This window comes from Pseudomonas sp. AC172, from assembly GCF_979258595.1.
Map to the genome: position 1 here is coordinate 1,687,171 of NZ_OZ409868.1, position 11,949 is coordinate 1,699,119.

Annotated in this window: 9 protein-coding genes and 2 riboswitches; of the genes, 5 read left to right on the forward strand and 4 right to left on the reverse strand. The window is 60.9% G+C overall.

The window, feature by feature from the left end:
- Positions 1–37 precede the first annotated feature (37 nt).
- Entirely contained in the window at positions 38–622 is a 585-nt protein-coding gene (gene nfuA, locus ACZ0A4_RS07610) for a Fe-S biogenesis protein NfuA (protein WP_007912592.1), read from the forward strand.
- Between the two features lie 144 nt (positions 623–766).
- On the opposite strand, the gene cobM is transcribed toward nfuA, so the two are convergent.
- The 4 genes from cobM to ACZ0A4_RS07630 form a co-directional block, all read right to left on the reverse strand.
- Positions 767–1,513: a precorrin-4 C(11)-methyltransferase gene (gene cobM / locus ACZ0A4_RS07615; protein WP_463573901.1), complete on the reverse strand. Its 747-nt coding sequence runs from the start codon at positions 1,511–1,513 to the stop codon at positions 767–769.
- A 79-nt stretch (positions 1,514–1,592) separates the two neighbouring features.
- Complete coding sequence (locus ACZ0A4_RS07620; protein WP_463573902.1) at positions 1,593–2,006, reverse strand: cobalamin biosynthesis protein; 414 nt, start codon at positions 2,004–2,006, stop codon at positions 1,593–1,595.
- A complete protein-coding gene (locus ACZ0A4_RS07625; protein ID WP_463573903.1) occupies positions 2,003–2,704 on the reverse strand; it encodes a CbtA family protein in 702 nt (233 codons plus the stop codon). Before ACZ0A4_RS07625 ends, ACZ0A4_RS07620 begins: the two co-directional genes overlap by 4 nt.
- A gap of 11 nt (positions 2,705–2,715) precedes the next feature.
- On the reverse strand, positions 2,716–2,913 hold the full coding sequence (locus ACZ0A4_RS07630) for a CbtB domain-containing protein (protein WP_016983301.1): 198 nt from the start codon (positions 2,911–2,913) through the stop codon (positions 2,716–2,718).
- A gap of 124 nt (positions 2,914–3,037) precedes the next feature.
- Positions 3,038–3,259, reverse strand: a riboswitch (cobalamin riboswitch).
- Positions 3,260–3,875: 616 nt separating this feature from the next.
- Here ACZ0A4_RS07630 and ACZ0A4_RS07635 point away from each other — a divergent pair.
- From ACZ0A4_RS07635 to ACZ0A4_RS07650, 4 genes are all read left to right on the forward strand, one after another.
- A complete protein-coding gene (locus ACZ0A4_RS07635; RefSeq protein ID WP_463573905.1) occupies positions 3,876–5,018 on the forward strand; it encodes an IS481 family transposase in 1,143 nt (380 codons plus the stop codon).
- A 439-nt stretch (positions 5,019–5,457) separates the two neighbouring features.
- Positions 5,458–5,668, forward strand: a riboswitch (cobalamin riboswitch).
- A 99-nt stretch (positions 5,669–5,767) separates the two neighbouring features.
- Positions 5,768–6,841 (forward strand): cobalamin biosynthesis protein CobW, encoded by a 1,074-nt coding sequence (cobW, locus tag ACZ0A4_RS07640; RefSeq protein ID WP_463573906.1) that lies wholly within the window; start codon positions 5,768–5,770, stop codon positions 6,839–6,841.
- Positions 6,842–6,844: 3 nt separating this feature from the next.
- A complete protein-coding gene (cobN, locus tag ACZ0A4_RS07645) occupies positions 6,845–10,693 on the forward strand; it encodes a cobaltochelatase subunit CobN (RefSeq protein WP_463573907.1) in 3,849 nt (1,282 codons plus the stop codon).
- 223 nt (positions 10,694–10,916) lie between these two features.
- Entirely contained in the window at positions 10,917–11,918 is a 1,002-nt protein-coding gene (locus ACZ0A4_RS07650; protein ID WP_463573908.1) for an ATP-binding protein, read from the forward strand.
- The last annotated feature ends 31 nt before the right edge of the window (positions 11,919–11,949 follow it).

Genomic DNA, 11,949 nt, shown 5'->3' on the forward strand with positions numbered 1-11,949 from the left:
TTGGCGTAAACTGCGCCCAAGCCTGCGAGGAGTTTCCATGACCGCTATTACCATTACCGACGCCGCCCACGATTACCTGGCCGATCTGCTTTCCAAGCAGAACACCCCGGGCATTGGCATCCGCGTCTTTATCACCCAGCCTGGCACCCAGTACGCCGAAACCTGCATTGCCTACTGCAAGCCGGGCGAAGAAAAACCTGAAGACACCGCGCTGGGGCTGAAAAGCTTCACCGCTTATATCGATCACTTCAGCGAAGCGTTTCTCGACGACGCCGTGGTCGATTACGCCACCGACCGCATGGGTGGCCAGCTGACCATCAAGGCGCCAAACGCCAAAGTGCCGATGGTCAACGCCGACAGCCCGGTCAACGAGCGTATAAACTACTATCTGCAAACCGAAATCAACCCGGGGCTGGCCAGCCACGGCGGTCAGGTCAGCCTGATTGATGTGGTTGAAGACGGCATCGCCGTTCTGCAGTTCGGTGGCGGTTGCCAGGGCTGCGGCCAGGCGGACGTGACCTTGAAGGAAGGTATCGAGCGCACGCTGCTCGAGCGCATTCCTGAGCTGAAAGGCGTTCGCGACGTGACCGACCACACGCAGAAAGAAAACGCCTACTACTAAGGTGTTCGCTGCGGACATGAAAAACGGCGCCCCGTGAGCGCCGTTTTTTTATGCGTAAGTTTTGCTTAAGCCTTCGCGAGCAAGCTCGCTCCCACATTCGATCGCATTACAAATGTGGGAGCGAGCTTGCTCGCGAAGGGGTCTTCATGGGCGATAGAGATGCGCATGCCCCGCGCGATACAACGATGACTCGCTGAACACCTCACTGCCCAACACCCGCCCAACCAGAATCAACGCGGTACGCCGAAACCCTTTGGCTTCAACCTTCGCGGCAATATCCGCCAGCGTCCCCACCACCCAATCCTGATCTGGCCACGTCGCCCGGTGAATCACCGCGATCGGGCAGTCGGCGCCGTAATGCGGCAACAGTTCCACCAGAATCTTCTCCAGATGGTTGACCCCCAGATGAATCGCCATGGTCGCGCCATGCTGGGCCAGACTGCCCAGTTCCTCACCGGCCGGCATCGCGGTTTTATCGGCGTAGCGGGTCAGAATCACGCTTTGCGAGACGCCCGGCAACGTCAGTTCCGCACCGAGCAACGCGGCGCAGGCTGCCGTCGCCGTCACCCCGGGAATGATCTCAAATGGAATGTTCAGCTCGCGCAGACAGCGAATCTGCTCACCGATCGCGCCATACAGGCTCGGATCGCCGGAATGCACTCGTGCCACATCCTGACCTTTGCCATGCGCGGTTTTGATCAGTTCGATGATTTGTTCCAAGTGCAATTCAGCACTGTTGATCACCGTCTCCGCTTGATGCCCTTCGAGCACCGCCGCCGGCACCAACGAACCTGCATAGATAATCACCGGGCAACTGCGGATCAGCCGCTGGCCTTTGACGGTGATCAATTCCGGGTCGCCAGGGCCGGCGCCGATGAAGTAGACGGTCATTGTTAAATCCTTGGAAAAGAGGCGCAACAACGCTTCAGATGAAGATTGCTCATGATCAATGGCGGGGATTATCGGGATTTTACGCCGCGCCGGCCAATGCCAACGTTGCCTGAGCGTACTTCTGCCGGGAAATCAGCAGTTTTGCCGGTGCCTGAATCAGTTGTTCGGCGAGTGCCAACGCTGCACTTTCCGCTACGCCGTAGCAACCGGTGCGTTCGTAGGCGATTTGCGAATGGTGGCTGAGTCGTTGCTGATAACTGGCCAGTTCTTCACTGCTGAAATACAGCAAAGGCAAAGCCAGTTGTGCGGCAAGTTCTTGCAGGCCTGGCTCGTCGCGCTTCAAGTCGATGCTGGCCAACGCCTTGACCGCTTGGAGCTCGATACGGTGTGCCTGTAAGGCTTGGTCAAGCAATGCGCGCAGCGTGCTGGCCGGGCAGCCGCGCTGGCAGCCCAGGCCGACGACGAAGGTCGGCGCTGCGCTGTCAGCGGTCATGCGTGGTATTGGCCATCGCTTTTGCGGCGGAACAACCAGGCGCTGATCAGGCCGAGGGCCAGCCAGAACGCCACGTTGGTCAACTGCGAAGCGATTTTGAACTGGGCTTCCAGTGCTTCGGGCGCGAGCATCGAATGCACTTGCGGCTGCGGTGCGCCAATGACGTGTGGGACAGCAAGGATGGCCACACCGAGGACTTTCATCAGCCAGTGCCGGCTGAACGCAATCAGCGACAGGCCGACGGCGGTCGAAGCGGCAGTACCGATCCACCAGATCTGGCGCGAAGCCAGATCAGCGGCAGCGGTGCCCGGCAACTCAGGTGGCAGACCCATCGTCGGTGCCAGTACGAATGTCGCGTAACCGGCCAGGCCCCAGAGCAGGCCTTGCGAGGTTTTGGTCGGGGCGCGCAGGGTGTACAGGCCTGCGAGCATCAGGGCGAAACCCACTGCAACCACCAGATTGCCGCCAGTAGTCGAGACCACGCGCTGCCAGCCGTCTTCCGGCTCCCAGGCTTCGGCGTCGTGGGTGTGCGCAGCGGTGCCTGCGGCGTGTTCGTGAACTTCTGCAACAGGTTCGGCTTTCTCGAATGTCTCGGCCTGGAGAATCAGCGGAGATACCCAGAAGCTTTGCAACAGAGTGAGGAGCAGGGCGGCCAGCAGACCGGTGAAACCTGCGGTTTGCGCAATACGCTTGATCATGTCGGCAGGTCTCAGTGGCACGGGAACGCGGCGCTGTGGCGGGTATCGTGGGCGGCGTTGTGCACCGCTTCGATGTGCGAGAAACCGGCGAAGTAGACCAGGCTGGCGCCGAGGATCGACGCAAAGATCGCGGCGGTCAGGCGTTGGCTCAGGGTGGTGGTGCTGGAAATTTTGTCCGTGTTGCTGCCGGTGCTGCTGATGATCGACATGGCGCTTCCCTCTGGAATGTCAGTGGGTGAATCGAGCGCATGAAAACCCCTGCGGGTCGGGCTCGCAGAGGTTCGAACAGCGCCCGCCCACCGCGGGTTTGTTATGTTCAGCGACGCACAAAGTGCGGGCTGTGTGTTGCGGGCCGGTCTCCGGGCTCACGAGGGGTTGGCGTCAGGCCGACCTGTAAGCGTCACCTTCCCATGCCGTACCGGCACAGTGGTTTTGACGCTTCGCTCGCTTACCGTTGCGGGGGCAGCACCGGACTGACATGGGCTTGAGTAAAGCACATGATTCACCGGTTTCCCGTTTCACCCTGTGAAGGGCACCCGTAACAAGTTGTGTAGGAGAGCATGGGGGTGGGGTTTTGGTCAATTTTTGGGTGTATATCCGTTGCTGTGGGTGCTGCTGATTAGGGTTCCGCCCTTACGGCGGGTCACTTTTGGCAAACGCCCCAAAAGTAACCAAAAGGTCTTCGCCCTGACGTTCGGCCCGCTCGCTAAAGCTCGGGGTTCCTTCGCTCCGGGAACGATCCGGGCGCAGCGTCTCCGGTTTGCTTCGCTGCACCTACTCCCGCTGTGTTTGACTTCGCCAAACGGTCGCTGCGCTCCCACCCCCGGATCAATCCCTCCACTCAGCCTGCCGACGGGCTCCGAGATCAAGATCAAGAGCAGGCGAGCTGACACTCGGCCTATTGAGTGGTGAGGAACGGGTGTACGGCGTTATTTTTGTGTTGGATTCGCCCCTCACCCCAGCCCTCTCCCGAGGGAGAGGGGGCCGATTTGTGGGCTTTTCAGAACCTGAGTTCAACTCGGTATTTCACGTCGGCGTTGCTCTCCCAAACACCGGGATCAGTCCCCTCTCCCTCCGGGAGTGTATGTACCGGAGACATGGTGGACGGGTGTTCGGAGACATGGTGGACACTTTTTAATAGACACATTGCTCATCACCGAGGAGATGACCTGTGTCCTGGGAAGAGGTGTCCACCGTGCAGCTTCGTTCAGAATTCGTGCTTTTGGCTCGGCAAGAAGGGGCCAATGTTCGGCAGCTTTGCCGTCGATTCAATATCAGCCCAAGCACTGCCTACAAATGGCTCAGCAGGTTTGAAAATCTCGGTGCGCAAGGGTTGATCGATCAGTCTCGACGACCAAAGACGTCACCCAAACGCTGCGCTGAAGAGGTTGAGCAGCAGATTTTGACCCTGAGTCAGGAGTACGCCGCTTGGGGCGCTCGCAAGCTCAAGCGTGTGTTGGAAGACGACGGCAAAGTGATGCCCTCTGTCAGCACCGTGCATGCGGTTTTACAACGTCATTCGCGGGTTGATCCAAAGGCTGCCGAGGTCAAACCGTTTATCCGGTTCGAGCACGAGGAGCCCAACGATCTTTGGCAGATCGACTTCAAGGGCCATATCAGCCTGAGCCACGGACGTTGCCATCCGCTGACGATACTGGACGATCACTCGCGGTTCTCACTGTGCATCGCTGCGTGCGCCAATGAGCAGCGCCGAACCGTCCAGGAGCAACTAATGCGGGCCTTTCGGCTCTACGGTCTGCCTCTGCGCATGACGATGGACAACGGTTCGCCATGGGGTGACCAGACCGGCGTTTATACCGCGCTGGAGGTCTGGCTGATGAGCCAGGGCATCAAGGTCGGCCACTCCCGACCTTATCACCCGCAAACCCAGGGAAAGCTGGAGCGCTTCCACCGCAGCCTGAAAAGGGAAGTCCTGCAAGGCCATCCCTTCACCGATCTGGACGATGCACAACGGGCGTTTGATATCTGGCGTGAGATTTACAACCAGAAGCGTCCGCATCAAGCGTTGAACATGCAGGTTCCTGCTACTCGCTACAGCAGCAGCCCACGGGAATATCAGGAGCAACCGGCGGCGCCGGAGTACGACGATGGGGATGTGGTCAGGAAGGTTCAGGTAAAAGGAGAGATCTACTGGAGGAACCGTGAATACACAGTCGGAAAGGCTTTTCACGGGAGGTCAGTAGCTATCCGGGAAACGACGGAGGACGGCATCCACGATGTCTACTGGAGTAGACATCGTATCGCCCGGATCGACTTGAACTTGCAGATCGTTACGGCAGGTAAGAAGATCTAAAACCGTCCACCATGTCTCCGAACATGTGTCCACCATGTCTCCGGTACATACAGGGAGAGGGCTAGGGTGAGGGGCCCTTGATCTTGCTCTGGCTCTGGCTCTTGATCTTGATTTGGCTTTTGATTTTTTGCCCCTTCGGCAGGCCGAGCGTAGGTGTTCATCCGGGGGTAGGCGCGTAGCGCCGTTCGACGAAGTCCAACACATCGAGAGGAGGTGCAGCGAAGCAAACCGTAGGCGATGCCCCCGGATGGGCACCGTAGCGAGGGAACACTGAGCCTCAGCGAAGTGCCGTACGCCGGGGCAACGCCTTTTGGTTCCTTTTTGGCGTTTGAAAAAGGGACTCGCTGTAAGAGCGAAACCGCCAGCGGCAGCACCCGCAGCAACTGATATGCCCCCAAAACCAAAGCTCAACGCCCATTGACCCACCCTCAGACGATGCGTAGCCTTGCGCTTTCGAGGTTCTTCGGCCCACGCCGAAGCTAAGAAGGGAACGCGGTCAATGCCGCGGCTGCCCCCGCAACTGTGAACGGTGATGTTCGCTGCCACGCCACTGCCAGCTCAATCGATGAGCCGCGGGAAGGCGCAGCAAACGCCAGGCCCAGCGCCTGAACGCCGTCAGCCAGGAGACCTGCCTCGTCACAGATTCTCAATTCAACCGGGCGGGGTGATCCGGTGGCGAACTCTCCGGGCACGCACGCGCGTTGCCGGCTCTCGTCCCGTATGCCCGCCGCTTGCCAAAGGGCATACCGATGAAAACACTGGCCAAACTCCCCGTCACCATCGTCACCGGCTTCCTCGGCTCGGGCAAAACCACACTGCTGCGGCACATGCTCGACAACGCACAGGGCCGTCGCATCGCGGTGATCGTCAACGAATTCGGCGAGTTGGGCATCGACGGTGAAATCCTCAAGCAATGCACCATCGGTTGCACCGAAGAAGAAGCCACCGGTCGTGTTTACGAACTGGCCAACGGCTGCCTGTGCTGCACTGTTCAGGAAGAGTTCTTCCCGGTGATGCGTGAACTGGTCGCGCGTCGCGGTGACCTCGACCACATCCTAATCGAAACCTCGGGCCTGGCCCTGCCGAAACCGCTGGTGCAAGCCTTCCAGTGGCCGGAAATCCGCAGCGCCTGCACCGTTGACGCGGTGATCACCGTGGTCGACAGCCCGGCCGTGGCCGCTGGCACCTTCGCCGCGTTCCCGGATCAGGTTGACGCCCAGCGCAAACTCGATCCGAACCTCGATCACGAGTCGCCACTGCACGAACTGTTCGCCGACCAACTGGCCAGCGCCGACCTCGTCATCCTGAACAAGGCCGACCAGACCAGCCCGGAAGATCTCGCTCGTGTCCGCGCTGAAGTCGCCGAAGAGCTGCCACCGGCGGTGAAAATCATCGAAGCCAGCAACGGTCGTCTGCCGCTGGACGTGTTGATCGGCCTCGGCGCCGGTTCCGAAGAACACATCGACAGCCGCCACAGCCATCACGATCACCACCATGGTGAAGGCGATGACGACCACGATGACCACGATCACGACGCCTTCGATTCGATCTCCATCGAACTGCCGCAAGCCGACGAAAGCCTGCTGCTCGACGCCCTGACGCAACTGGTGGTCAAGCATGGCATCCTCCGTGTCAAAGGTTTCGCGGCGATCCCGAACAAGCCAATGCGCTTGCTGATCCAAGGCGTGGGCACGCGTTTCGACAAGCATTTCGACCGTCAGTGGGGCGCCGATGAAACGCGCGTCACGCGTCTGGTGTTGATCGGTCAGGAACTCGACGCCGCCCAACTCGAAGCGCAACTGCGCGCTGCGCTCAGCGTTTAAACCATGCACCTGCTCAGGACCCAGCCCGGCGGTTTCGTCTCGGATGACAACATTGCCGACCTTGGACAGACCCCCGCCGAGCTGGTGATCCTGTGCAGCGGCGACTCCAGCCTGGCGCTGCTCGCCGAAGCCGCGCAGCAGTTGCCGGAAGATTATCCGAGCCTGCGTCTGGCCAATCCGATGCAGGTGCAGAATCACGCCTCAGTCGATCTGTACGTCGACGAAGTGTTGCGCCATGCCAAGGTGATCCTGATTTCGCTGCATGGCGGCATTGCCTATTGGCGCTATGGCGTTGAGCGGCTGGTCGAGTTGTCCGAGCGTGGCGTGCAGTTGATTCTGGTGCCGGGCGATGATCGGCCCGACCCGGAGCTCAGCGACTTGAGCACCGTCAACGCCGAGGAGCGCGACCGGCTCTGGCAGTTTTTGCGTCAGGGTGGATTGGGCAATGCGCTGGATTTCTTCCACTGTCTGGCCAGCCGTTGGCTCGGCCGCGATTACCCTTGGGAAGAGCCGCAGATCCTGCCGCGCACGGCGATTTACCACCCCAATAAAACCTCCGCCGCGCTGAGTGACTGGCAAGCCGAATGGCTGCCGGAAAACCCGGTCGCGGCGGTGCTGTTTTATCGTTCGCATCTGCAGGCGGCGAACACTGCGTTCATCGATGTTTTCTGCCAGCGCCTGCAAGCAGCAGGATTGAATCCGCTGCCGATAGCCGTGGCCAGTCTGAAAGAACCCGGCTGCCTGACGGTGGTCGAGGATTGGCTGGATGAAGTCGAGGCCGGGGTGATTCTCAACACTACCGGATTCGCTCAGTCCAGCCCGGAAGCGCCGCATCTGCGGCCGTTTCGCCGCAATATTCCGGTGATCCAGGCGATCTGCGCGCAGGACAATGAGCCCGGCTGGCGCGACAGCGAGCAAGGCCTGGGGCCACGGGATCTGGCGATGCACATTGCCTTGCCGGAGCTCGACGGGCGCATCATCAGCCGGCCGATCAGCTTCAAGGATCTGGCTTGGCGCAGTGAGCGCAGTCAGTCCGATGTTGTCTGCTACCGCGCGCAACCCGAGCGCATGGATTTCGTCGCCGAACTGGCGCGGCGCTGGATTGATCTGGCGCGGGTGCCGAATGGCGAAAAACGCATCGCGTTGATTCTCGCCAACTACCCGACTCGTGATGGCCGCATCGGTAACGGCGTCGGTCTCGACACGCCGGCAGCAGCGCTGAATGTCCTTCGCGCGTTGCAGGCTGAGGGTTATCCCATTGCGGCCGAACTGCCGGACAGCGGCACCGAGTTGATCCAGCAATTGCTCGGTGGCGTCAGCAACGATCTCGACACGATTGATCTGCGACCGTGCCAGCAAAGTCTGGCGATGGACGCTTACCTGACGATGTTCAACGCGCTGCCCGAAGCCAATCGCGCCGCTGTGGTTGCTCGATGGGGAGCGCCACAAAACGACCCGATGTGCCGCGACGGGCGCATGATGATTGCCGGCATTCGCTTCGGTCTGACCTTCGTCGGCATCCAGCCGGCGCGCGGTTATCAGGTCGATCCGAGCGCGGTCTATCACGATCCGGATCTGGTGCCGCCGCACGGTTATCTGGCGTTCTATTTCTGGCTGCGCAACACCTACGGCGCGCACGGTGTGATTCACGTCGGCAAGCACGGCAACCTCGAATGGCTGCCGGGCAAAGGCGTCGGCCTTTCGGAAAACTGCTGGCCGGATGCACTGCTCGGGCCGCTGCCGAACATCTATCCGTTTATCGTTAATGACCCGGGCGAGGGAGCCCAGGCCAAGCGGCGCACGCAAGCGGTGATCATCGACCACCTGATGCCGCCGCTGACCCGCGCCGAAACCTACGGCCCGCTGCGCAATCTGGAACTGCTGGCCGACGAGTATTACGAAGCGCAACTGCTTGATCCGCGCCGCGCCCGCGAGTTGCAGCGCGACATTCTGCAACTGGTGCGCGAGACGCAGATCGACCGCGAACTGCAACTCGATGCCGGACTGGACAGCGACGCCGATGCGGCGATCTGGCTGCCGCGTCTCGATACCTATTTGTGTGATCTGAAGGAATCGCAGATCCGCGATGGCTTGCACATTTTTGGCGAATCACCGACGGGGCGATTGCGCATTGATACGTTGTTGGCGTTGCTGCGTATTCCAAGAGGGGACGGCAAAGGCGCGCAATCGAGCCTGCTGCGCGCATTGGCCAAAGCATTCGAACTCGGTTTCGATCCGCTCGATTGTTCGTTGGCCGAACCGTGGACAGGTCTGCGTCCCGAGCACTTGCAATTGCAAAGCGACGAAGTCTGGCGGACCGCTGGCGACACCCGCGAACGCCTCGAACTCTTCGCCACACAGCTGATTTCCCAAGCCCTGCACGATCCATGTGGGAGCGAGCTTGCTCGCGAAGGCGTCGTATCAGCCAACACTTCATTCACTGACACACAGCTTTCGCGAGCAAGCTCGCTCCCACAGGGATCGGGGTGGTCTGATGTTAATGCGATCATTCAGTCCCTGCGCGAAGTCGTCGCCCCACGTCTGGATGCCTGTGGCCCCGCTGAAATGCGCGGCCTGCTCGACGCCCTCAGCGGCCGTTTCGTCCCAGCCGGCCCGAGCGGCGCGCCCAGCCGTGGTCGCCTCGACGTGTTACCGACCGGCCGCAATTTCTATTCCGTGGACGTGCGCAACCTGCCGACCACCACCGCATGGCGCATCGGTTTCCAGTCAGCGACGTTGATTCTTGAGCGACACCTGCAAGATCACGGTGATCACCTGCGCCAGCTCGGTTTGTCGGTCTGGGGCACGGCCACCATGCGCACCGGCGGTGACGACATCGCTCAGGCGATGGCGTTGATGGGCGTGCGTCCGGTGTGGGCCACCGGCAGTCAGCGCGTCGATGATTTCGAGATTCTGCCGCTGAGTCTGCTCGACCGTCCGCGTGTTGATGTCACGTTGCGCGTTTCCGGATTTTTCCGTGATGCCTTCGCCAATCTGATTCGCCTGTTCGATGCGGCGGTGCAGGCAGTAGCGGCACTGGACGAGCCGGACGACCTCAACCCATTGGCGGCCAAAGTACGAGCCGAGCGTGAGGCACTGCTGCAATCGGGCCTTGATGAGGACACCGCACGGCGTCAGGCCGGTTGGCGGATTTTCGGCGCCAAACCCGGTGCCTATGGCGCAGGTGTGCAGGGCGCTATCGATGGGCGTTTGTGGCAGAGCCGCGACGATCTCGCTGAGGTTTATCTGAACTGGGGCGCCTACGCCTACGGCGGTGCCGACGAAGGCACCGCTGCGCGCGAGCAATTCGTCCAGCGTCTGAGCCAGGTGCAAGCGGTGCTGCAGAATCAGGATAACCGCGAGCACGACCTGCTCGATTCCAATGACTATTACCAGTTCCAGGGCGGCATGCTTGCTGCCGTGGAAACCCTGCGGGGCGAGGCGGCGGCCAGTTATCACGGCGATCACAGTCAGCCGGATCTGCCGAAGATTCGCACCTTGAAAGAAGAGCTGAACCGGGTGATCCGTTCGCGCGCGGCCAATCCGAAATGGATCGACGGGGTCAAGCGCCACGGCTATAAAGGCGCGTTCGAGATGGCGGCGACGGTTGATAACCTGTTTGCGTTCGATGCCACCACGCAGTTGATCGATGATCACCAGTACGCTTTGCTGGCCGATGCTTATCTGCTGGATCCGGCGACTCGGGAGTTTGTTCGCGAGCATAATCCGCATGCGCTGCGGGACATGACCGAGCGCATGCTGGAGGCGCAGCAGCGGGGGATGTGGCAGGAACCGGGGGCTTATAAAGAGGCGTTGGAGAATTTGTTGCTGGATATAGAGGAAGATGGCTAGCCGGTTAAAAGCTACCCTCACCCCAGCACTCTCCCGGAGGGAGAGGGAGCCGATCTATGTTGCTGTCAAAAATTGAGCTCGGCTCAATACATCAGGTCGGCGTAACTCGCCAGAACAACTCGGTCAGTTCCCTCTCCCTCCGGGAGAGGGCTAGGGTGAGGGCCACCCCAACTGACACACCACAACCCCAAGCACACCAAAGACCACGACAGAGAAAACCCAAATGACCGACACCCCGCATTTCCCGCTCTCCGCCGTGGTCGGCGCCGATGACCTGAAACTCGCCTTGTGCCTCACCGCCATCGACCCGAAAATCGGCGGTGTGCTGATCGAAGGCCCGCGTGGCATGGCCAAATCCACGCTGGCCCGTGGCTTGGCTGATTTGCTCGCCAGCGGTCAATTCGTTACCTTGCCGCTGGGCGCGACTGAAGAGCGCCTGGTCGGCACCCTCGACCTCGACGCAGCTCTCAGCGAGGGGCGCGCGCAGTTCTCGCCGGGCGTGTTGGCCAAGGCTGACGGCGGCGTGCTCTACGTCGATGAAGTCAATTTGCTGCCTGATCACCTGGTGGATCTGCTGCTCGACGTTGCCGCCAGCGGCACCAACCTGATCGAGCGTGACGGTATTTCCCATCGGCATTCGGCGAAGTTCGTGTTGATCGGCACCATGAACCCGGAAGAAGGCGAGTTGCGCCCGCAACTGCTTGATCGCTTCGGCTTGAACGTTGCCCTCAGCGGCCATACGGCACCGACCGAACGCGGACAGATCATTCGTCGGCGACTGGATTTCGACAGCGACCCACAGGCGTTCTGCGCACAGTGGGAAACACAGCAACAAGCGTTGCGCGAACGTTGCGAAAACGCCCGCGAAGCCTTGGCCAGTATTGCGCTGGACGACGCTGCACTGGCGCAGATCACCGAACGGTGTTTCGCCGCCGGGGTCGATGGTCTGCGTGCCGATCTGGTCTGGTTGCGCGCCGCTCGGGCCCACGCGGCATGGCGCAGAGCTGAGGAAATTAGCGAAGAAGACATCGACGCCGTGGCCGAGTTTGCCCTGCGCCATCGTCGTCGCGAGCATCCACCATCGAGTCCGCAACAACCTGCCCAGTCGCCGGCCGAAACCCAGGCCTCATCGAGCGAAGGACAGGGCCAGTGGGGCGAAATGCCGGCGCCCGCGCTCGCGACGGGCGCGCGCCGTGAAGTGCCGAGCTGGCCAAAAAAGCCTTAGGCATTCGCCCCCGATCCGACGCGGGGGCGAA

Bases quoted from the DNA above. Each gene is read 5' to 3' on its own strand.
- nfuA (WP_007912592.1), top strand. From the start codon at position 38: ATGACCGCTATTACCATTACCGACGCCGCCCACGATTACCTGGCCGAT.
- cobM (WP_463573901.1), bottom strand. From the start codon at position 1,513: ATGACCGTCTACTTCATCGGCGCCGGCCCTGGCGACCCGGAATTGATC.
- ACZ0A4_RS07620 (WP_463573902.1), bottom strand. From the start codon at position 2,006: ATGACCGCTGACAGCGCAGCGCCGACCTTCGTCGTCGGCCTGGGCTGC.
- ACZ0A4_RS07625 (WP_463573903.1), bottom strand. From the start codon at position 2,704: ATGATCAAGCGTATTGCGCAAACCGCAGGTTTCACCGGTCTGCTGGCC.
- ACZ0A4_RS07630 (WP_016983301.1), bottom strand. From the start codon at position 2,913: ATGTCGATCATCAGCAGCACCGGCAGCAACACGGACAAAATTTCCAGC.
- cobW (WP_463573906.1), top strand. From the start codon at position 5,768: ATGAAAACACTGGCCAAACTCCCCGTCACCATCGTCACCGGCTTCCTC.
- cobN (WP_463573907.1), top strand. From the start codon at position 6,845: ATGCACCTGCTCAGGACCCAGCCCGGCGGTTTCGTCTCGGATGACAAC.
- ACZ0A4_RS07650 (WP_463573908.1), top strand. From the start codon at position 10,917: ATGACCGACACCCCGCATTTCCCGCTCTCCGCCGTGGTCGGCGCCGAT.